The 20,647-nt window shown below is 61.9% G+C and carries 22 protein-coding genes; 14 read left to right on the forward strand and 8 right to left on the reverse strand.

Annotated elements, in window-relative coordinates; all coding sequences use genetic code 11:
* The first annotated feature begins 58 nt into the window (after positions 1 to 58).
* Genes ACR1XV_RS09290 through ACR1XV_RS09300 form a run of 3 tightly spaced genes read left to right on the forward strand, consistent with a single transcriptional unit; the run spans position 59 to position 2,147 of the window.
* A complete protein-coding gene (locus ACR1XV_RS09290; protein WP_480530540.1) occupies positions 59 to 808 on the forward strand; it encodes an SDR family oxidoreductase in 750 nt (249 codons plus the stop codon).
* A complete protein-coding gene (locus tag ACR1XV_RS09295) occupies positions 805 to 1,413 on the forward strand; it encodes an enoyl-CoA hydratase/isomerase family protein (protein WP_480530542.1) in 609 nt (202 codons plus the stop codon). Before ACR1XV_RS09290 ends, ACR1XV_RS09295 begins: the two co-directional genes overlap by 4 nt.
* On the forward strand, positions 1,410 to 2,147 hold the full coding sequence (locus ACR1XV_RS09300; protein ID WP_480530544.1) for a VOC family protein: 738 nt from the start codon (positions 1,410 to 1,412) through the stop codon (positions 2,145 to 2,147). The genes ACR1XV_RS09295 and ACR1XV_RS09300 overlap by 4 nt, the downstream gene beginning before the upstream one ends.
* Here ACR1XV_RS09300 and ACR1XV_RS09305 read toward each other — a convergent pair whose 3' ends face one another.
* A complete protein-coding gene (locus ACR1XV_RS09305) occupies positions 2,148 to 2,444 on the reverse strand; it encodes an HNH endonuclease (RefSeq protein WP_480530546.1) in 297 nt (98 codons plus the stop codon).
* Positions 2,445 to 2,489: 45 nt separating this feature from the next.
* On the opposite strand from ACR1XV_RS09305, the gene ACR1XV_RS09310 reads away from it, so the two are divergent.
* Positions 2,490 to 3,677 carry a TIGR03862 family flavoprotein gene (locus ACR1XV_RS09310; protein ID WP_480530688.1) on the forward strand — a complete coding sequence of 396 codons (1,188 nt, stop codon included), beginning with the start codon at positions 2,490 to 2,492 and terminating at the stop codon, positions 3,675 to 3,677.
* Here ACR1XV_RS09310 and holA read toward each other — a convergent pair.
* The 4 genes from holA to ACR1XV_RS09330 all read right to left on the reverse strand — a co-directional run bounded on the left by holA (position 3,669) and on the right by ACR1XV_RS09330 (position 8,264).
* Positions 3,669 to 4,697 (reverse strand): DNA polymerase III subunit delta, encoded by a 1,029-nt coding sequence (gene holA / locus ACR1XV_RS09315; RefSeq protein ID WP_480530548.1) that lies wholly within the window; start codon positions 4,695 to 4,697, stop codon positions 3,669 to 3,671. The two genes, ACR1XV_RS09310 and holA, sit on opposite strands and share 9 nt — an antisense overlap.
* Positions 4,694 to 5,185, reverse strand: a complete 492-nt coding sequence (gene lptE / locus ACR1XV_RS09320; RefSeq protein ID WP_480530550.1) for an LPS assembly lipoprotein LptE — start codon at positions 5,183 to 5,185, stop codon at positions 4,694 to 4,696. Before lptE ends, holA begins: the two co-directional genes overlap by 4 nt.
* Positions 5,172 to 7,706, reverse strand: a complete 2,535-nt coding sequence (leuS, locus tag ACR1XV_RS09325) for a leucine--tRNA ligase (RefSeq protein WP_480530552.1) — start codon at positions 7,704 to 7,706, stop codon at positions 5,172 to 5,174. The genes lptE and leuS overlap by 14 nt, the downstream gene beginning before the upstream one ends.
* A 72-nt stretch (positions 7,707 to 7,778) precedes the next feature.
* A complete protein-coding gene (locus ACR1XV_RS09330; protein WP_480530554.1) occupies positions 7,779 to 8,264 on the reverse strand; it encodes a DUF3576 domain-containing protein in 486 nt (161 codons plus the stop codon).
* A gap of 281 nt (positions 8,265 to 8,545) precedes the next feature.
* Here ACR1XV_RS09330 and ACR1XV_RS09335 point away from each other — a divergent pair, with 281 nt between their 5' ends.
* Complete coding sequence (locus ACR1XV_RS09335; RefSeq protein WP_480530556.1) at positions 8,546 to 9,553, forward strand: porin; 1,008 nt, start codon at positions 8,546 to 8,548, stop codon at positions 9,551 to 9,553.
* 105 nt (positions 9,554 to 9,658) lie between these two features.
* On the forward strand, positions 9,659 to 10,318 hold the full coding sequence (locus ACR1XV_RS09340) for a YggS family pyridoxal phosphate-dependent enzyme (RefSeq protein ID WP_480530558.1): 660 nt from the start codon (positions 9,659 to 9,661) through the stop codon (positions 10,316 to 10,318).
* Here ACR1XV_RS09340 and ACR1XV_RS09345 read toward each other — a convergent pair.
* On the reverse strand, positions 10,302 to 10,802 hold the full coding sequence (locus tag ACR1XV_RS09345) for a L,D-transpeptidase family protein (protein ID WP_480530560.1): 501 nt from the start codon (positions 10,800 to 10,802) through the stop codon (positions 10,302 to 10,304). The two genes, ACR1XV_RS09340 and ACR1XV_RS09345, sit on opposite strands and share 17 nt — an antisense overlap.
* Positions 10,799 to 11,893, reverse strand: coding sequence for a GTP cyclohydrolase II (ribA, locus tag ACR1XV_RS09350; RefSeq protein ID WP_480530562.1), 1,095 nt, complete (start codon positions 11,891 to 11,893; stop codon positions 10,799 to 10,801). The genes ACR1XV_RS09345 and ribA overlap by 4 nt, the downstream gene beginning before the upstream one ends.
* 162 nt (positions 11,894 to 12,055) lie before the next feature.
* Here ribA and ACR1XV_RS09355 point away from each other — a divergent pair, with 162 nt between their 5' ends.
* The 6 genes from ACR1XV_RS09355 to ACR1XV_RS09380 all read left to right on the forward strand — a co-directional run bounded on the left by ACR1XV_RS09355 (position 12,056) and on the right by ACR1XV_RS09380 (position 16,708).
* Positions 12,056 to 12,742: a response regulator transcription factor gene (locus ACR1XV_RS09355; protein ID WP_480530564.1), complete on the forward strand. Its 687-nt coding sequence runs from the start codon at positions 12,056 to 12,058 to the stop codon at positions 12,740 to 12,742.
* Positions 12,743 to 12,990: 248 nt separating this feature from the next.
* A complete protein-coding gene (locus ACR1XV_RS09360) occupies positions 12,991 to 13,983 on the forward strand; it encodes an NAD(P)H-dependent flavin oxidoreductase (RefSeq protein ID WP_480530566.1) in 993 nt (330 codons plus the stop codon).
* Between the two features lie 80 nt (positions 13,984 to 14,063).
* Positions 14,064 to 14,852: an exodeoxyribonuclease III gene (locus ACR1XV_RS09365; protein ID WP_480530568.1), complete on the forward strand. Its 789-nt coding sequence runs from the start codon at positions 14,064 to 14,066 to the stop codon at positions 14,850 to 14,852.
* A gap of 87 nt (positions 14,853 to 14,939) precedes the next feature.
* Positions 14,940 to 15,857, forward strand: coding sequence for a tetratricopeptide repeat protein (locus ACR1XV_RS09370; protein ID WP_480530570.1), 918 nt, complete (start codon positions 14,940 to 14,942; stop codon positions 15,855 to 15,857).
* A gap of 27 nt (positions 15,858 to 15,884) precedes the next feature.
* Positions 15,885 to 16,526 carry an LON peptidase substrate-binding domain-containing protein gene (locus ACR1XV_RS09375; protein WP_480530572.1) on the forward strand — a complete coding sequence of 214 codons (642 nt, stop codon included), beginning with the start codon at positions 15,885 to 15,887 and terminating at the stop codon, positions 16,524 to 16,526.
* A complete protein-coding gene (locus ACR1XV_RS09380) occupies positions 16,523 to 16,708 on the forward strand; it encodes a Trm112 family protein (RefSeq protein ID WP_480530574.1) in 186 nt (61 codons plus the stop codon). Before ACR1XV_RS09375 ends, ACR1XV_RS09380 begins: the two co-directional genes overlap by 4 nt.
* Here ACR1XV_RS09380 and ACR1XV_RS09385 read toward each other — a convergent pair.
* Complete coding sequence (locus ACR1XV_RS09385; RefSeq protein ID WP_480530576.1) at positions 16,705 to 17,967, reverse strand: FAD-dependent monooxygenase; 1,263 nt, start codon at positions 17,965 to 17,967, stop codon at positions 16,705 to 16,707. The genes ACR1XV_RS09380 and ACR1XV_RS09385 overlap by 4 nt on opposite strands.
* 52 nt (positions 17,968 to 18,019) lie before the next feature.
* On the opposite strand from ACR1XV_RS09385, the gene ACR1XV_RS09390 reads away from it, so the two are divergent.
* Both ACR1XV_RS09390 and ACR1XV_RS09395 read left to right on the forward strand, forming a co-directional pair.
* Complete coding sequence (locus ACR1XV_RS09390; protein WP_480530578.1) at positions 18,020 to 19,348, forward strand: amidase; 1,329 nt, start codon at positions 18,020 to 18,022, stop codon at positions 19,346 to 19,348.
* Positions 19,349 to 19,456: 108 nt separating this feature from the next.
* Entirely contained in the window at positions 19,457 to 20,638 is a 1,182-nt protein-coding gene (locus ACR1XV_RS09395; protein WP_480530580.1) for an aminotransferase class I/II-fold pyridoxal phosphate-dependent enzyme, read from the forward strand.
* The last annotated feature ends 9 nt before the right edge of the window (positions 20,639 to 20,647 follow it).

Raw genomic sequence — 20,647 nt, forward strand, 5'->3', positions numbered from 1 at the left:
CCAATTCCCCATTTCCGCTGTACGACTTTATTCAAATTCAGACACAGGGGTTTAAGCGATGCAGATGCAAGGGAAAACCGTACTGATCACAGGGGCCAGCCGGGGTATCGGCGCCGAAGCCGGGCGCGTATTTGCCGCAGCCGGGGCGAATGTGGTGCTGGTCGCGCGCAGCCGCGATCAGATCGAGGCTTTGGCGGCCGCACTTGGCGACAACGCAATCGCGCTGGCCTGTGACGTCAGCGATTTTGCGCAGGTGGAACAGGTGGTGGCCGATTGCGTCGACCGGTTCGGGTCGCTGGATGTGCTGGTGGGCAACGCGGGCGTTATCGATCCGATCTTCCATATGTCCAACGCCGATGTCGCGTCATGGAGCATGGCAATCGACATCAACCTCAAGGGCGTGTTCTACGGAATGCGCGCTGCCCTGCCCATCATGCGCGCGGCGGGCGGCGGTACGGTGCTGACCGTCTCATCCGGGGCCGCCTCGAACCCGGTTGAAGCGTGGAGCCATTATTGCGCGTCCAAGGCCGGGGCCAAGATGCTGACCGAATGCCTGCATCTGGAAGAGGCGCATCATGGTATCCGTGCCATGGGCCTGTCGCCGGGGACAGTGGCCACGGATATGCAGCGGGTGATCAAGGCCAGCGGCATCAACCCGGTCAGCCAGCTGGACTGGGACGATCACATCCCCGCCGACTGGCCCGCGCGGGCGCTGTTGTGGATGTGCTCGGCGGATGCGGATGAGTTTCAGGGCACCGAGATCTCGCTGCGCAATGAAGATATCCGCAACAGGATCGGCCTTACGTGATTGACCTGACGCAAGAGGATGGTCTGTGGACCGTTACGCTGAACAACCCCGACAAGGCCAACGCGCTGACGGGCGCGATGTTGGCCGAGTTGCTGCGCATTGCCGAGGCCGCCACTGAAGCCCGCGCCCTGATCCTGACCGGCGCGGGCCGCGTGTTCAGCGCCGGTGCCGATCTGGACGAGGCGCGCGCCGGGCTCGCCACTTCTGATCTGTGGGAGCGTTTGTCAGCCGCCATCGCAGCGCTGCCCTGCCTGACGGTCGCTGCGCTGAATGGCACTCTGGCCGGAGGGGCGAATGGGATGGTTTTGGCCTGCGACCTGCGCATCGCGGTGCCCTCGGCCAAGTTCTTCTATCCGGTGATGAAGCTGGGATTCCTGCCGCAACCTTCTGATCCGAAACGCATGGCGGCGCTGATCGGGCCGGCGCGGACCAAGCTGATTCTGATGGCGGGGCAGAAGATCACCGCCGACGAGGCTTATGCATTCGGGCTGGTGGATCGGGTGGTTGAGCCTGACCAGCTGATGCCAACGGCCCGCGAACTGGTGGCCGATTCCGTGGCCGCCGACCCCGCGATTGCAGCAGGGATCGCGGGGCTCTGCCCATGAGGATTGCTGCGTTACATTTGCGGGTGGCTGATCCGGACCGACTCGCCGCGTTTTATCGCGATGCCCTTGGTATGTCCGTTCAGGTCGAAGGGGCCAATCGTCGCCTGAGCTATCCGGGGCAGGGGGCTGCGCTTTTGTTGACCCCGGGCGGCGGTGGCTATGCGTCTGATCGTGGGCAACGGTATTGGAAGATGGGGATCACTCTGCCGGACGTGGATCTGGCTGCCACGCACTTGCGCCAAAGGGGCGTTGCGGTCAGCGATCCGCGTCAGTTTCTGGACATCGGCTATATGTGTCATCTGAGCGATCCCGAAGGCTTTTCAATCGAATTGCTGCAACATGATTTCGAAGGCAGTCGGCCCGCGGGCGCCGCAAAAGCCGATGCGCCGTTTGCGGATGCCTGTATCGGTCAGATCACCCTGCGCACCGGTGATATCGCGGCTGAGGATGCGCTTTGCCGTAGTCTAGGGATGGGTCTGCTGTCGATGCAGGATGTCGCGCCCTACGGGTTCGACCTGCATTTCTATGCCTTTTCGGATGAGACCCCGCCCAACCCGGATCTTTGGGCCGTGGAAAACCGCGAATGGCTGTGGAAACGCCCGTACACGACGCTTGAGTTTCAGCACATCGCCGGGGCGCAATTCGCGCCGGTTCCGGACTATCTTGGGATCGAAATCGAGGGGCTGGAGGCCGAACAACAAGACGCTTTCGGCGATCCGCTGTTGCCTGCCTGATCAGCGCCCCCGCCGTTTGCCGGGCACTTTGGAGCGAAATCCGGGCGGGCGTTTGCGGACCCAGATCAGGAATTTTTCAAGCCTCGGATGCGCGCGCAGGGCCTCGACCGAGTTGAAACTGCGCGCCAGTTCGGCCTCGGACAGGGTCGCGTGCACCTCTTTGTGGCAGATCTGATGTAGCAGGACGGTCGGCCCGCCCTTGCCTCCTTTGAGTTTTGGGATCAGATGGTGCAGGCTGCCGCCCCCATCGGGGATCGGGCGGTCGCAGAGCGGGCAGATCGGATCAGGGTTCGCCATATGTATAATCTCGCGCCGATGCGCGGGCAGGGCAAGAGGGGCGCAATGGCGCAAGCAGTGGTGATCGGTGCGGGCCCGGCGGGGCTGATGGCGGCTGAGCAACTGGCCAGCGCCGGGCATCAGGTGCTGGTGGCCGACGCAAAGCCCTCGGTCGCGCGCAAGTTCCTGATGGCGGGCAAGTCAGGGTTGAATCTGACGAATGATGAGCCCTTTGACACGTTGATGACCGCCTATGGTGAGGCCGGGGCGTGGCTGCACCCCATGATCCGCGCGTTTGATGCGCAGGCGGTGACCGCGTGGGCGCAGGATCTGGGGCAGGAGATGTTCACCGGCTCGACGGGCCGCGTGTTTCCCAAGGCGATGAAGGCGTCACCTCTTCTGCGCGCGTGGCTGGCGCGGCTGGAGGTGGGCGGTGTGCAGATTCGCACCCGCTGGCGCTGGGTCGGTTGGCAAGAGGGCGCGCTGGTGTTTGACACGCCGGATGGCGCGCAGGCGCTTAATCCAGACACTACGATATTGGCACTGGGTGGGGCCAGCTGGGCGCGGTTGGGATCAGATGGCGCATGGGCCGCGACCCTGCAGGACAAGGGCGTCGATCTGGCCCCCTTTGCGCCGTCGAATTCGGCGTTGTCGGTGGATTGGAGCCCCTACATGCAGCCCCATTTCGGGGCCGCGCTGAAATCGGTGCGTTGGATGGCCGGTGATTTGACCGGCCGGGGTGAGGCCACGATTTCGACCAAGGGTCTGGAAGGCGGCGGCGTATATTCGCTGACACCCGCTCTGCGGGATGCCGCGCCGTTGTTCGTCGATCTGGTCCCGGATGTCACGGTTGAGACGTTGCAGGCCCGTCTGGCAGCAAAAAAGCCCAAGGCGACCCTGTCGCATTGGTTGAAGAACGCTCTGCGCCTGCCGCCGCAGAAAATTGCGCTGTTTCACGAGATGACCAAGGGCCAGACGTTGACCCAAGCTGATTGGATCACGACATTGAAACACCTGCTGATCCGACACGCAGGGCTGCGGCCAATGGACGAGGCGATCTCGACCGCAGGCGGCGTGTCCCGCAGCGCCATGAACGACCACCTGATGCTAAATGCGATGCCCGGAGTGTTCTGCGCCGGAGAGATGCTGGACTGGGAAGCCCCGACCGGCGGCTATCTGCTGACCGCCTGTCTGGCCACGGGTCGTTGGGCCGGACGGTCGGCGGCGGCTTGGCTGGACGCGCGCTCAGCCTGAGCGTGCCAGCATCGCCAGACGGATCATCGCCCGTTCAACCAGCGCGATGGCAGGCGCGGTCTGACCGGCGGACCGCAGCGACAGGTCGGTATCCGTCAGCACCGTCAGCGCCGTCTGCAGCTTGGCCGCATCCCAGCCCTGCGCCTGTCGCAGGATGCGGTCGCGCCGTTTGCCATAGACGGGGGGGCGCAGCTTGCCGATGCCCTGCGCGGCACCGCCGGGATCGGAGGCGCAGGCATAAAGCGTCCGGAAATGCCGGGTCGCCCCGATGCACAGCGTCACACCATTGGTGCCCTGTGCCTGTAGCCGCCGGATCAGCGGACCAATCTCACCGGCGCGGCCCTCGGCAACCACGTTCAACACGTCGTCCAACGCGGCCTCGGTCGAGCGCGGGGCGCAGGCTTCGATATCCTCAAGGCTCAGCTCGGACGTATCCTCACGCTTGTAAAGCGCCAGTTTTTCAACCGTTTGCGTGAAATCTCCGGGACTGAGAGACAAAGCCAGCTCGCTGAGCGCCGACATCGAATCGCGCGGGATGTTCTGCAATCCGGCCTGCGATACAATCCGCTCGACCTCGGCCCGCGAGGGGGGATCGTCATAGATGCCAACCGCATAGCCGTTCGGGTGCGCCTCGAACGCCTTGCGGATTTTTGAGCTGGGCTTGAGCTGCCCCGCCGTGACGATGATCTGCGCGTCGCCTGCGGCCCAGTCTTCCAGCGCGGCAAGGATCGCGGGGGCGGCGGTTTCGGTCGCGTCTTCGACAAAGACTGCGCGCGGGCCGGGGAAAAAGCCCACCGCCTTGACTGCGTCCAGCAACAGCGCCGGGTCGCCGCGCAGGTCGCCTCCGGGGATGCGGGTCAGGCGCATCTCTTCTTCCGCGCCGGGGCCCAGAAGTGCCGTCAGAACCTGTTGCCGCTTCAGCGCCACGCGCATCGCGTCGGCCCCGTAGATCAGCAAGCCTGTCTTGCCCGCGTCCGGCTTGGCGAAATAGCCCTCGGCCTCGCGCGGGTTCAGTTTCATGTGGTCAGGCCCGGGGTGGCGTAAAGGCGGGTCACGATCTGATCAGACAGGATCACCATCAGCCGTTCTTTCGCGTCACGCTCATCTGCCAGTGTCGAGACGGTCGAACCCGCAGCCGAATAACCGACGAACTCGGTCACCGAGCCCGAGGCCAGAACCTGCCCGGTGCTGTTGGATTTCAGGGCATAGGTGGCACGGCCGTCGATGGTATAGCGGTCGGTTTCGTTCGTAGTGGTGATCGCCGCCCGCCGCGTCACGGTCGAGACCTGTACGTCCAGCGCATAGTCGCTGCCCGATGCGGCGCTGCGGCCCAATCGGCGTTCAAGGTTCTGAACCAGCAGGAAACTGTCGACGTCCTTCGGGGCGGATACTGCGACCTTCCCGTCAAGCGCCGCGCCCGATCCGCCGGGCGCATAGACCGGCTGAAAGCCGCAGGCGGCCAGCGCCAGCGGCATCAACAACAGGGTCCTGCGGTCAAACGACGACATTTACGATCCGGCCCGGTACGACAATCACTTTCTTCGGTGCGGCACCGTTCAGCGCCTTTTGCACAGCTTCGGTGCTGAGCGCGATTTTTTCAACCTCTGCCTTGTCCATATCCTTGGCGACGCTGATTTCCGCGCGGCGCTTGCCGTTGATCTGGATCGGCAGGGTGACAGTGTCATCGACCAGCATCGCCTCATCCGCGATGGGCCAGGGGGCGGTGGCGACCAGACCTTCGCCGCCCAGCAATTGCCAGAGTTCTTCTGACAGATGCGGTGTCATCGGTGACATCAGTTGGGCCAGCGTCTTGGCGGCTTGACGCTTGGCGTCCGTGCCTGCCTTGGATTTGGCCAGCGTGTTGGTGAAGGCATAAAGCTTGGCGATGGACGCGTTGAAGCCAAAGGACTCGACGCCCCCGGACACATCGTGGATGGCCTTATGCATCTCGCGCAGCAGGGGTTCATCCTCGGCATTGGCTGGCGCGCTCGATTCGGCAATCTCGGACGCGATGCGGTACACGCGGCTGAGGTGTTTGAACGCGGCCTCGGCCCCGGAGGCTGTCCATTCCACATCCCGTTCAGGCGGCGAATCTGACAGAACGAACCAGCGCGCTGTATCTGCGCCGAACGCCGAGATAATGCTGACCGGATCGACCACGTTCTTCTTGGATTTCGACATTTTGGCCGAGGGGATGATCTCGACCTCGGTGCCGTCGGCCAGTTTGCCGTCGGTAACGTCCTCGGGCAGGTGATAGACCGGGCGGCCATTGGCGTCGCGGGTCTGGTAAATTTCGTGCGTCACCATGCCTTGGGTGAACAGCGCATCGAACGGTTCGATGGCTTTCTTCGGCAGATGCCCGGTGATGTTCATCGCGCGGGCGAAGAAGCGGGAATAGAGCAGGTGCAGAATCGCGTGCTCGATTCCGCCGATATACTGGTCGACATTCATCCAGTATTCGGCCTCGGCCAGATCGGTGGGCGTTTCGGCGCGTGGCGCGGTGAAGCGGGCGAAATACCATGACGAATCGACGAACGTGTCCATCGTGTCGGTTTCGCGCTTGGCCGGGGCACCGCATTTCGGGCAGGCGCAGTCGCGCCATGTCGGGTGACGGTCCAGCGGATTGCCGGGTTTGTCGAAGGTCACATCGTCGGGCAGGCGGACCGGCAGGTTCTCTTTCTTCTCGGGTACCACGCCGCAGGCGTCGCAATGCACGACGGGAATCGGACAGCCCCAGTAGCGCTGGCGGCTCAGGCCCCAATCACGCAGGCGGTATTTGGTGACGCCTTCGCCCCAACCGGCTTTTTCGGCGAAATCGACGGTGGCATTGATGGCCTCGTCGCCGGTCGCTTCGGTCAGACCCGCGAAATGGTTGACCCAGCGGACCTTCTCGGTTTTCGGCGGGACGAATGCGATCTTGTCGACCGGGGTGTCATTATCGAGTGCAAAGAACGTATCCACCACTGGCAACCCGTATTTGCGGCAGAAATCCAGGTCACGCTGATCATGCGCCGGACAGGCGAAGATCGCGCCGGTGCCGTAATCCATCAGGATGAAGTTTGCGATCCAGACAGGCAGTTCCCAGTTCGGGTCCAGCGGGTGTTTGACCCGGATGCCGGTGTCATATCCCAGCTTTTCAGCCGTTTCGATGGCCTCTTCTGTGGTGCCGCCCTTACGGCATTGGGCAACGAAATCAGCGACTTCCGGGTTTTCGACCTCAAGCTGTTTGGCAATCGGGTGATCCGGCGAGATGCCGACAAAAGATGCCCCCAGCAGCGTATCGGGGCGTGTTGTATAGACGGTGATCGGCTCACCGCCATCGGTACGGTCAAAGCCGAATTGCAAACCGCGCGACTTGCCGATCCAGTTTTCCTGCATCAGGCGGACTTTGGCGGGCCAGTTGTCCAGTGTATCCAGCGCGTCGAGCAATTCCTCGGAATAATCCGAGATTTTGAAGAACCACTGTGTCAGCTCACGCCGCTCCACAAGCGCGCCTGAGCGCCATCCGCGCCCGTTTTCCACCTGTTCATTGGCCAAAACGGTCATGTCGACCGGATCCCAGTTCACCACGGCGTTCTTGCGGTAGACGAGCCCGGCCTCGAGCATATCCAGGAACAAAGCCTGTTGCTGACCGTAATACTCGGGGTCGCAGGTGGCGAATTCGCGGGACCAGTCGATCGACAGACCCAGCGGCTTCATCTGCCCGCGCATGTCGGCGATGTTGCCATAAGTCCAGTCTTTGGGGTGGCCGCCAATCGCCATAGCAGCGTTTTCTGCGGGCATCCCGAACGCGTCCCAGCCCATCGGATGCAACACGTTATGTCCTGTCGCCAGTTTGTGCCGTGCGATCACGTCACCCATCGTATAGTTGCGCACATGCCCCATGTGGATGCGCCCCGAAGGGTACGGGAACATCTCAAGCACATAGTATTTCGGCTTGTCGGCCTTGTGGTCGGCAGTGAAGATTCCGACCTTATCCCAGGCCTCTTGCCATTTTGCTTCGATTTCGGTGGCCGAGTAGCGCGACATCGTGCGGTCCTTCGTGAATGAAAACGCCGGGTCAAAGCCCGGCGTGGTAATATTGTGATTTTCGGCGGGTGGCTAGAGCTTGTTGTCCGCAATCCGTAGCTGGCGAGCGCGCGACAGAATCGCATCCTCAACCGCGCGAGTGGTTGCTGCGCTGACTGCGCCGCCTCCGCTGGTTTGTAGCGATACTGACAGCGACCGCGCGGCAAGCGCCGGGTCGCTGATATGCACGGTGGCGCGGTATTGGCGTCCGCCGCCCGGCGGGGTGCCGTAACCCGTTACGATAACACCGGTAAACGGATCGACCTCTTGCACAGGCAGAAAGTTCAGCACATCCAGAGAGGCCGACCACAGGTAGCGATTCACCTGCGTGACCTGTTCCGACGTGTCGGGGCCGAAGACATCCCAGATCGACGAGCGATTCGGATCGTTCAGTTCGCGTTCTTCGGATGAACTGCCATCGGCAGTCAGGATACTGGCATTGCCCGGGGGCGGCTTTCCCCCGCAGGCCGAGACGGCGGCCATCACCATGATCAAACCCGGAATCGTAAGCAGGCGCATTGTCGAAAAGCCCCGTATCACTTGTTTTGCACTGTCGGATGATACTCCTAGACAAGGACCCGTGCAGCAACAAGCCTATTCTTTACATATGGGCGTGAGCGGACCCCACGATCCGGCCGATTTCCGACTGTGGCATCCTTGCACCAATTTGGGCCGAATGACGGCAGGGCGTTTATGCCAAGCTTGCGCAATGGGGGCAAAAAGAGCGAAACGGTGTCCGTGCTGAGACGCGTGCTTTGCATGTGTCGAGTAGAAAAATCTTTGAAACCGAGGGAAACAAGATGAAAAAAGTTCTCTTCGCAACGACCGCGTTGCTCGCAACTGCAAGCGTTGCAGCAGCCGACATCAAATTCAGCGGCTATGGCCGTTTTGGTATCGGCTACCTGGAAGACCGCGACACCGGTGCTCAAGTTGCCACCCCTGATCCTGAAGTCAGCGATACCATCCTGATCTCGCGCTTCCGTCTGAACATCGACGGCACCGCAGAAACCGATGGCGGCGTTGAGTTCTCGGCTCGTGTTCGTCTGCAGGCTGATGAAAGCCAAGCTACCGGTGAAGCTGGCTCGGCTGCACTGAGCGGCGCACGTTTCTCGGCCATCTACGGCGGTCTGCGTGTTGACGCGGGCAACGTTTCGGGTGCCATCGACAACTTGGCAAACTACTACGGTAACGAGCCCGGTCTGGAATTCTTCATCGGTCAGTACTCCGGTGTTAACTACGAATTCCTGGCATTCTCGTCGACCAGTGGCGGTGCAAATGCTGTGTTCTTCCAGTACGCTGTTGGCGATTTCGCCTTTGGCGCATCCTATGACCAGAACACCAACCAGAACGGCAATGCCTCGACTGGCCTGAGCGGTGCTGATCAGTGGGATGTTAGCTTGACCTACACGTTCAACAACATCACTGCAGCTCTGGCCTATGGTCAAACCGACGGTGCTGCGGGTAGTGATGACCCCAGCCTGCTGGTCCTCACCCTGGGTGCAGACTTTGGTGATTGGAATGTGACCGCGTTTGTTGCTGACGATGAAGACACTCCGGCGAACCGTTTCGGTGAAGAAACCGACGGTACCGCATGGGGTCTGTCGGCTGCATACAACGTGAACTCGGCTCTGACCGTTCTGGCCGCATACGGCGACGGTTCGGCTGACGGCGACACCCAGCAGTATGGCATCGGTGCCATCTACGACCTGGGCGGCGGCGTTTCGCTGAAAGGCGGCGTTGGCAACTCTGAAGTTGGCGACCAAGATGGCCAAGTTCGTGCAGACTTCGGTGTCAACTTCAACTTCTAAGTTGATCTGAAGCACCAAGTTTTAAGGGCAGGTCTTTGGACCTGCCCTTTTCTTTTGTGCCGACATGGTGTTTTCCTGCGGCGAATCCCATAGTTGAGAGGCCCCATGTCGCTGCAAGAAATCACCGACCGCATTGCCAAAGCCGAAGCCAAAGCGGGCCGCGCTGCAGGGTCGGTTTCTCTGATCGCGGTGTCCAAGGTTCAGCCCGATGACCGGGTCGAAGTCGTTTTGCAGCAGGGCCATCGGTGTTTCGGCGAAAACCGGGTGCAAGAGGCCGCGGGTAAGTGGCCAACCTTCCGCGAGCGGTATGGCGGTGTCGATCTGCATCTGATCGGGCCGCTGCAGACGAACAAGGCGCGGCAGGCGATGGAGTTGTGTGATGCCATCCACTCGGTCGACCGCCCCAAACTGGCGCGGACGCTGGCCCGCTTGGCGCAGGAAACCGGCGGTTGCCCGGATCTGTTCATTCAGGTCAACACTGGCGAAGAGGTGCAGAAGGCCGGGATTCTTCCGGCTGAAACGGATGATTTCATTGCGGAATGCAGGGGCCTCGATTTGCCGCTGCGCGGGTTGATGTGCCTGCCGCCGGTCGATGAAGAACCGGCGCTGCATTTTGCCCTGCTGGCGAAGATTGCCGAGCGCAACGGTTTGACCGGCCTGTCGATGGGGATGAGCGGCGATTTCGAGACCGCGATCGCGCTGGGGGCCACCCATGTTCGCGTCGGGTCGGCGATCTTCGGTGCGCGCGTCAGGCCTCGGGAATAGTCAGGCGTGTGCCGGGGGTGATGCGCTTAGCAATCCACCTCAGGTGATCACGGCGAAAGGCGATGCAGCCTTCGGTCGGATAACGAGGCCGCCTCCATTGATGCAGGAAAATGGCAGAGCCGCGCCCGGGGGTTGCGTCCGGCCAGTTCCAATCGGTGATCAGCACAAGATCATAAAGCGGATCGGCGCGGCGCAGCCTTTCATGGCTGAAGGCATAAGGCGCCCGGACAAGATGGTTATACGCGCCGTCCCGGACATCATCGGACCATAGATCGCCGGGCCCGATGGGGCGGGCCCACGGCGTTGGCCGGATCATGCGATCCGGGCGATAGAGCATCCCGACAATATGATGGGTTCCGACCGGCGTTGCACCGTCGCCTTCGCGCTTCTGGGGGCTTAGACCTCCCTTACCGATGGCGCAGGGGAAAACGCGCCCCAGAAACCGGACACCGCGCGGTGTCAGGACCAGATCACCGGGGGTCACAGCAGATGGCCCGACTTGGCCACCTTGGTTGCCAGATATCCGCGATTGTGATCGGTTTCGCCCACCTTCAGCGGCACGCGTTCGGTCACGGCGATCCCGGTCCGCTCCATCATCGCGATCTTGGCCGGATTGTTGGTCAGCAGCCGCACCGAGCCGAAGCCCAGAGATTTCAGGATGTCCGAGCCCAGCCGGAAATCCCGCTCATCATCCTCGAACCCCAGCCGATGGTTGGCCTCGACGGTGTCGAAGCCCTGATCCTGCAGGAAATAGGCGCGCATCTTGTTGGCCAGCCCGATACCGCGCCCCTCTTGGTTGAGGTAAAGCAGAACGCCCGATCCCTCGGCCCCCATCTGGGCCAGAGCGCCGCGCAACTGCGGCCCGCAATCGCATTTCAGGCTGCCCATCAGGTCGCCGGTGAAACAGGCCGAATGCAGCCGGGCCAGAACGGGCATGTCACGGTCGGGGCGGCCGATTTCGACGGCATAGTGCTCCTCGCCCCCGTCCTCGGGGCGAAACACGTGCAAGCGGCCTGCCTCGGACACTTCCATTGGCAGGCGCGCGGCGACCACGGGATGCAGGGTGCTGCGATCGGCCAGATGGGGCGTCGCGCTTGTGTGATCGATGCAGGTCAGGCCGTGGGTTGTGGCAAAGGCCCGACCGTCTTCGATCGGCACGACGATAGCGGCAGGCAGCAGGCGCGCCGATTTCGTCAGCGCAATGGCGATGCGGTGAAGGTTGGCATTGCCCTGCCGCTCGGTCATCAGCGGGCCCTTCATCGGCGCGTTCAGGTCGTCCGAGGGGTCGGCCACCGCCTGGACCCAGCTCAGATCCACATCCGCCGGGATCAGAACCCGCGCCAGATCACCGTCATAGGCCCGCGCCTTCAAGGTCTCGGCCCGCCGAACGGTGATCGCCACAACAGGTTCGCCCCCCAAACCCCGCAAATCAGCCAAACGCTGCGGGCTAAGTGTCTCTGAGGCCAACGCCAGAACGCTGAACCCGCTGTCATCGGTCAGCACAACAGGCACGCCCATGCGCAGGTCGGCCCGCGCACGCGCCAGCAGTTCGGTGATGTCGGGAAAGAGACTCATGCATGTTACCCTGTAACGTTCCGGCTCTTTTCCTACTCTGATCATCACGGAATGTGAAACAATTCCTATCGTCCGGACACGAGGGCGTGAGACGATTGCAGCAAATCTTGCTGATTGCATCATTCGCGCGCAAGTGATGGAAAAGGCTTAGGAGGACCGGACATGGCACAGCTCAAGAAAATCCTGCTGGTGGATGATGACGAGGATCTGCGCGAGGCGCTCAGTGAGCAACTCGTGATGACCGAAGACTTTGATGTGTTCGAGGCGTCAGACGGGACCTCCGCGATGGAGCGCGCGCGTGAGGCGATCTATGACCTGGTCATTCTGGACGTTGGTCTGCCCGATACCGACGGGCGCGAGCTGTGCCGCCTGATGCGCAAGCAGGGTGTCAAAAGCCCGATCCTGATGCTGACCGGTCATGACAGCGATGCCGACACCATTCTGGGTCTGGATGCGGGGGCCAATGATTACGTTCCCAAGCCGTTCAAGTTCCCGGTTCTTCTGGCCCGTATCCGCGCCCAGTTGCGCCAGCACGAACAGTCCGAGGATGCGGTATTCGTTCTGGGACCCTACACGTTCAAACCGGCCATGAAGATGCTGATGACCGAGGATGATCGCAAAATCCGCCTGACCGAGAAAGAGACGAACATCCTCAAGTTCCTCTACCGCTCGACCGATGGCGTGGTCGCCCGCGATGTGTTGCTGCACGAGGTCTGGGGCTATAACGCGGGTGTCACCACGCATACGCTGGAAACCCACATCTACCGCCTGCGTCAGAAGATCGAGCCCGATCCGTCGAATGCGCGCCTTTTGGTCACAGAATCGGGCGGATATCGATTGGTGTCTTGATCCGAGGTGGATTGACTTGGATCAAAGTGATACCCTTGAGACATCTTTAGGTTACTCCCAACCCGTGCATGTCCGGGTGATGACATGAACCTCCCTGTTGGACTGCCGGGCCTCTATGGCCCGGCTTTTTTCATTTTCTGAACGCCGCTAGGGGGCTTCCTGCCAGGATTTACGGCGCGCGCCGGGTGGCTTGACTTGTCCACAGGAACCAGCGCCAATGCGATCCTGCACTTGGGGAGGATCAGAAAATGGCCGGTGATATCTGCACCTTATTAAATATTGAGAAACCCATCCTTTCGGCTCCGATGGGTGGAGCCGCTGGCCCCACGCTTGTTGCGGCGGTCTGCAATGCGGGCGGTTATGGGGTCATTCCCCTTTGGGGCAAACCCTCCGAGCAGGTCGTGGCCGGAATTGATCAGACCCGCGCGCTGACGGACCGAAACTTTGCCATCAACCTGAACTTGGCTTTTCCATATGACGATCAGTTGCAGGTCTGTATCGACAAGCAGGTTCATGCGGTGTCCCTGTTCTGGGGCATGGAGCCATCTGCGATTGCCAAGGCCAAACGGGCCGGATTGGTCGTCATGGCCAGCATCGGGACCGCTGACGAGGCCCGGATCGCGCAGGATGCTGGCGCGGACATCATCGTCGCGCAAGGGTGGGAGGCCGGCGGCCATGTCTGGGGGCAGGTCTCAACCATGGCGTTGATTCCGGCTGTGGTCGATGCCGTTTCGATCCCCGTCGTCGCAGCAGGTGGAATTGCCGATGGGCGCGGCATGGCGGCTGCCTTGATGCTGGGGGCGTCTGCCGTCTGGATCGGAACCCGGTTTCTGGCCAGCGCCGAGGCCACCATCCACGACGACTATCGCGCCCGCATCCTGACCGCGACCGAGGCGCAGACGGAATGGTATCATGACCTTTACGACGTGAAATGGCCGCAAGCGCCGCATCGCGCGCTGCAGAACTCGACCTCTCGGACTTGGAAGGCTGCGGGGTCTGCCGGTCCCGGCGACCGTCCGGGAGAACAGCAGGTGATCGGCCACCGACCCGACGGAGAGGCCGTGCTGCGGTATCAAAGCTATACCCCCTTGCCCGGGACCGATGGCGATGTCGAGGCGATGTCACTTTGGTCGGGTCAGGGGGTATCGTTGGTGCGCAAGGTCATGCCGGCAGCCGAGATCGTGGATGAGATTTTCAGTGATGCGCAGGCGGCGCTGCAATCGGGGGCATCGCGGCTCTGACCGGAACAGGGTGCTTTTCGATGGCACCCCCATCCGTCCCGCGCTAACCTCGCGCCAACCCGCGACAGAGGAATCCGCACATGCCGTTCACCCTTGCCACATGGAACATCAACTCGGTTCGCCTGCGTGAGCCTATCGTTTTGAAATTGCTGCAGGAAGAAGCCCCGGATGTGCTGTGCCTGCAAGAGTGCAAATCGCCGGTCGACAAGATTCCGACCGAAGGGTTCGCCGCGCTGGGCTATACGCACATGATCGCGCGGGGGCAGAAGGGCTATAACGGGGTGGCCATCCTGTCCCGGTTGCCGATTGAGGAGGTGGGCGACAAGGATTTCGCCGGTCTCGGCCATGCGCGCCATATCGCGGGGCGGCTGGAAAATGGTGTGACCATCCACAATTTCTATGTCCCTGCCGGGGGTGATGTGCCGGACCGTGAGGTGAATGAGAAGTTTGGCCAGAAACTGGATTACCTGACCGATATGCGCGACTGGTTCCATGCGGAAAAGCCGGAAAAGTCGGTTCTGGTCGGTGATCTGAACATCGCCCCGCGCGAGGATGATGTGTGGTCGCACAAGCAACTGCTAAAGGTGGTGTCGCATACACCGATCGAGGTCGAAACACTGGCCGAGACGCAGGATGCGGGTGGTTGGGTCGATATCACCCGGCAGGATATTCCTGACGGTCAGCTCTATAGCTGGTGGTCCTATCGCGCGCGCGATTGGGATGCGGCGGACAAGGGGCGCAGGCTGGATCATGTGTGGGCGACGCCCGATATCTCGAACGCGGGCCATTCCAGCCGCGTTCTGCGCGATGCCCGTGGATGGGAGAAACCCAGCGATCACGCGCCGGTTTTTGCGACATTCGACGTCTGATTGATGCAAAATCGCCCGACTCTGCCCTTGGTTTCTGACCTGCGGGGCTGCATATAGGGCGCAAATTCGAACCAGAGAGATAATGCCATGGACCTTCTGAACGGCGCAGCCAGCTCTGATACCACCGATCTGATCAAGGACGGGACCGAGGCCACCTTCATGGCCGATGTGGTCGAAGCCTCGCAAGAGATGCCGATCATCGTCGATTTCTGGGCACCTTGGTGCGGCCCGTGCAAGACGCTCGGCCCAGCGCTGGAAGAGGCCGTGGCCGCCGCCAAAGGGGCGGTCAAGATGGTTAAGATCAACGTGGATGAGGCGCAGATGATCGCAGGTCAGCTGCGCATTCAGTCGATCCCTACCGTTTATGCATTCCACAAGGGCCAGCCGATCGATGGGTTTCAGGGCGCTTTGCCGGGGTCCGAAATCAAGGCTTTCATCGACCGCGTGATCGAAGCCGCGGGCGGCGAAAGCCCCGGTGGTCAGTTGGACGACGCGGTGCAGGCCGCCGAAGAGATGCTGACCGACGGGGCCGCCGTGGACGCGGCACAGACCTTTGCGGCGATTCTGGGCGAGGACGCCAACCATGCCGGTGCCTATGGCGGGCTGGTACGCGCGCATATCGCGCTGGGCGATCTGGATCAGGCCGAGGCGATCCTCAACGGCGCTCCGGCCGAAATTTCGACCTCGCCCGAGATCGAAGCGGCCCATGCGCAGTTGGAATTGGCCAAACAGGCCGCCGACGCGGGGCCCGTTGGTGAACTGACCGCCGCGGTCGAGGCCGAACCCGATAATTATCAGGCCCGGTTCGATCTGGCACAGGCCCTGCACGCCAATGGTGATGTGGAAGAGGCAGTTGCCCAATTGCTGGAACTGTTCCGCCGGGATCGTGAATGGAATGAGGGTGCCGCCAAGGCGCAGCTGTTCACAATCTTTGACGCGCTTAAGCCCAATGACCCGATTGTGCTGAACGGGCGGCGCAAGCTCAGCTCGATGATATTTGCCTAAAGGCTGATCAGGGCTACACTCGACTATATGATGCACCCCGCTGATCTGCCGGAAACCGTGTCCGTGTTTCCCCTGCCCGGAGCGCTGTTGTTGCCGCGCTCGCGCTTGCCGCTGCATATATTCGAGCCGCGCTATCTGCAGATGCTGGATGACGCGCTGAAAACGCCCGAGCGGCTGATCGGGATGGTGCAGCCCAACACCTGTCAGGGTGATGAGACCCGGCTGCATCAGATCGGCTGTGCCGGGCGGGTGACGCAGTTTTCGGAAACCGAGGATGGCCGGTATCTGATCACGCTGACCGGAATCTCGCGGTTCCGGGTCACGGCTGAACTTGACAGTTTCACGCCTTATCGCCGCGCGTCAGTATCTTGGGGCGGGTTTGATCGTGATCTGGGCAAGGCCGAAGAAGATGACAAGTTCGATCGCACCCGGTTCCTGCGTTTGCTTGAACGGTTCTTCTCATCCCGTCAGTTGTCGACCGACTGGGAGACGATGAAAGACGCCGATGACGAACTGTTGGTGAATTCCCTGTCGATGATGCTGGAATTCGACCCCGAGGAAAAGCAGGCCCTGCTGGAAGCCCCCTGTCTGCGCACACGGCGCGAAACCTTGGTGACGTTGATTGAATTCGCCATGCGCGGCGGATCGAACGAGGAACATCTACAATGAGCGCACCTGAACACGCCTTTGACCGTCATATGCTTGAGGCGCTGATTTGCCCGCAGACTCACACGACCCTGCACTACGATGCTGAGCGGCAGGAACTTGTGTCGAAAGCCGCTGGTCTGGCCTTCCCCATCCGCAACGGTATCCCGGTGATGCTGGTGGATGAGGCGCGGGAACTGGATTAAATCGGACGCCCCTGCAGCAGTTTCGGCAGGTCTCCGGTCAGGCCTGCAGCCTCGCGCACGAAGCCGCGGCGCAGTCCGGGTAGCGATCCGACGATGCCCATGCCGATATCACGGCCTATGCGCAGTAGCGGATTGTCGTTCGAAAACAGCTTGTTGAACACATCAGTCGCCATCGCAAGCGAGGCGGTATCAAACCGACGCCATTCCTGATAACGCTCCAGCACCAGGGTCGAGCCGATATCCTCGCCACGTCGGCCTGCAAGGGTCAGGACCTCGGCCAAGGCCCCCACATCGCGCAGGCCTGCGTTCAGGCCCTGCCCAGCGATCGGGTGCATCCCGTGGGCGGCGTCTCCGACCAGGGCCAGCCGGTTGGCGATGAAGGAATTGGCGATGGTCAGGTTCAGCGGATAGGTGAACCGGTCGCCCTGCAGGCGGATATCGCCAAGGAAATCGCCAAAGCGCGGGCGCAGGACCCGAAGGTAGTCGGCCTCGGTCAGGGCGTTGATCTGGCCCGCCGTCTCTGTGCGTTCGCTCCAGACGATGGAACTGCGGTTGCCGGTCAGCGGCAGAATCGCCAGCGGGCCGGGGGGCATGAAGAACTGATGGGCGATGCCGTGATGGGGCAGCTCGTGTTCGATGGCACAGACCAGAGCGGTCTGGCCATAATCCCAACCAGTGCGCTTGATCCCGGCCCGCGCGGCGGTGCCGCTGCGGCGGCCGTCGCAGCCGACCAGAAGGCTGCCGGACAGGGTTGACCCATCGTTCAGCGTCAGCGTTGCTCCGGTGGGCGAAATGTCCTGAGACACCACCGTTTTGCCGCTGATCTCAGTGATCCCGTCCTGCTCGGCCATCGCCTCAAGAAAGGCCCGCCGAAGATGGCGATCCTCGACCATATAGCCCATCGGGCCTTCCTCGATCTCGGCATGATCGAAATGCATGAAAAACGGTGAAGGACCCGCACCGGCATGGCCATCGGTGACCTTGATCTCAAGCATCGGCTGTGCGTGGTCTTCGACCTTCTCCCAAACGCCAATCGCGTCCAGAAGACGTTGAGAGGCCAGCGCCAAAGCATAGGCGCGCCCGTCAAACGCCGCGTTCTTGCGCACCTTCTCGGCCAGCGCGTCGACAACGGTCACCGAATGCCCGGTTTGGGCCAGCGCCAGTGCAAGGGCCGGGCCGTTCAGCCCGCCGCCAACGATCAGGATGTCGGATCTGTGTTCCATGCGCTGCAATATGCGCGCCCTTTCGGGATTGTCCATGTGCGGTCCTGTCGCTACCGTCCGATCACGGACTGAAACGGGAGGGGGCAGGATGCAAGACTGGCTGACCATGACGGCATGTGATCTCGGCCGAGGCATCGGAATGGGGCAGATTGATCCGGTTGAGTTGACCGAGACCTATCTAAGCGCCATCGACGCCCATGCGCACCGGGATCGCATCTACGCCCGTGTCACCCATGATCGCGCCCGTGCCGAGGCCCATGCAGCGCAAGAGCGCGCCAAGCTTGGCTTGCGCCGGTCCTTGCTGGATGGCGTTCCGATCAGTTGGAAAGACCTGTTCGATACAGCCGGTATCGGCACCGAGGCGGGCTCGGCCCTGTTGAAAGGTCGCGTGCCCGAGGCGGATGCGAAGGTCTTGCGCAACGCAACCGCCATGGGCACGGTCTGTCTGGGTAAGACGCACATGAGCGAATTAGCGTTCTCTGGTCTGGGCCTGAACCCGATCACGGCGACGCCGCCGTGTGTGAACGACGAAGAAGCTGTGCCCGGGGGTTCTTCCTCAGGGGCCGGGGCCTCGGTCGCGTGGGGGCTTGCGGCCTGTGGTATTGGGTCCGACACCGGCGGGTCCGTGCGGATTCCGTCGGCGTGGAACGATCTGGTGGGCCTGAAAACCACGGCAGGGCGCGTCAGTCTTGAGGGCGTCGTGCCGCTGTGCCTGAAATTCGATACGGTCGGACCCTTGGCGCGGTCGGTCGAGGACGCCGCGCAAATGCTGGCCGCGCTGGAAGGCAAGACCCCGGCTGATCTGCGCGGGGTGTCCCTGAAAGGCCGCCGCTTTGCCGACCTGCAGAACGTTGTCAAGGACGATCTGCGCGAGGCTCCGGCCAAAGCCTATGACGATGCGCTGGCCCGTCTGAAAGAAGCCGGAGCCGAGATTGTCCCGCTTGAAGTGCCCGAGCTGAACGACGCGATGCGCTTGACGGGCGCGCTCTATACAACCGAAGCCTATGGGCTTTGGCGCGACGTGATCGAGGCGAACCCCGAGGCGATGTATCCCGAAATCCTTGAACGGTTCCGCATGGGCAAGGGGTTCTCGGGCCCCGATTACGTGGCCGCATGGTCGAAACTGACCGCCTGCCGACAGGCATGGGATGCTGCAACCGCCGGGTTTGATGCGGTGCTTGCGCCGACGGCCCCGATCCTGCCGCCCAATCTGGACCGGCTGATGAACGATCATGACTACTATATAACCGAGAATCTCTTGTCCTTGCGCAACACACGGATCGGCAACCTGATGGGATTGGCGGCGCTGACCCTGCCAACAGGCACACCCGGCTGTGGGCTGATGATGCTGGGCTATCCGGGGTCGGAAGAGGCGCTGCTGCGGGTGGGATCAGCGGCAGAGGCCGCTTTGACCTGAATGCCACAATCCCCTGATTCGGAACCTCTTTGTCTGGACGAAGCAGGGCGCGATCTGTAATCTGCCAAGAAACGGGGCGAAAAATGACCCCGATATTGAGGCAGTATCATGAATTTCCCCGAGCGGTTTTCGAACCTACCGGACTATGCATTCCCGCGTCTGCGCGCCCTGTTGGATCACCATCAGCCGGGCGGTGATGTCGTTCATATGACCATTGGCGAGCCCAAGCACGATTTCCCATCTTGGGTGACTGACGTGATCATGGAAAACGCCGCAGGCTTTCAGGGCTATCCCCCGAACGAAGGCTCGCCCGCGCTGCGCGGGGCCATCGCGGACTGGGTCAATCGCCGCTATGGCGTGTCGATGGATGCGGACGCCAATGTGATGGCGCTGAACGGCACGCGCGAGGGGCTTTACAATGCCGCAATGGCGCTCTGCCCCGAGCAGAAGAACGGCCAGCAGCCGATCATCCTGTGCCCGAACCCGTTTTATCAGGTTTATATGGTCGCCTCGATCTCGGTGCAGGCGCAGCCCTATTTTGTGCCAGCAACTGCTGCGACCGGCCATCTGCCGGATTATGCGGGCCTGCCCGAAGAGGTGCTGAACCGAACCGCCGTGGCCTATATCTGTTCGCCCGCGAACCCGCAGGGGGCTGTTGCCTCGCGCGATTACTGGGCTGAACTGATCCAATTGGCCGAGAAATACGATTTCCGCATCTTCGCCGATGAATGCTATTCCGAGATCTATCGCGATACGGCCCCGGTGGGCGCGCTGACCGTTGCGCAGGAACTGGGCGCTGATCCCGAGCGGGTGACGCTGTTCAACTCTTTGTCCAAGCGTTCAAATCTGGCCGGGTTGCGGTCAGGCCTGATCGCAGGCGGGCCCGAGACGATCAGCCGGGTCAAACTGCTGCGCAGCTATGCGGGTGCGCCGCTGCCCGCACCCTTGCAGGCCGCCGCCGCCAAGGTTTGGGCGGACGAGGTGCATGTGCAGGAAAACCGCGCGCTCTATCAGGAAAAATACGCCATCGCGGATCAGGTTTTCGCAGGCTTGCAGGGCTACATGCCGCCCGAGGCCGGGTTCTTCCTGTGGCTGCCGGTCGAGAACGGCGAAGAAACGGCATTGAAGCTTTGGCAAGAGGCCGGGGTTCGGGTTCTGCCGGGGGCATATCTTTCTCAAGGTGATCCGGGGCAAAACCCGGGCGAGCAATTTATCCGGGTCGCCATGGTGGCCCCAAAAACAGAGATGAAGCGCGGGCTGATCACGCTCCGCGACTGCATCTATTCGTGAGGTACGAGG

Source organism: Ruegeria sp. AD2(2025), assembly GCF_056542385.1.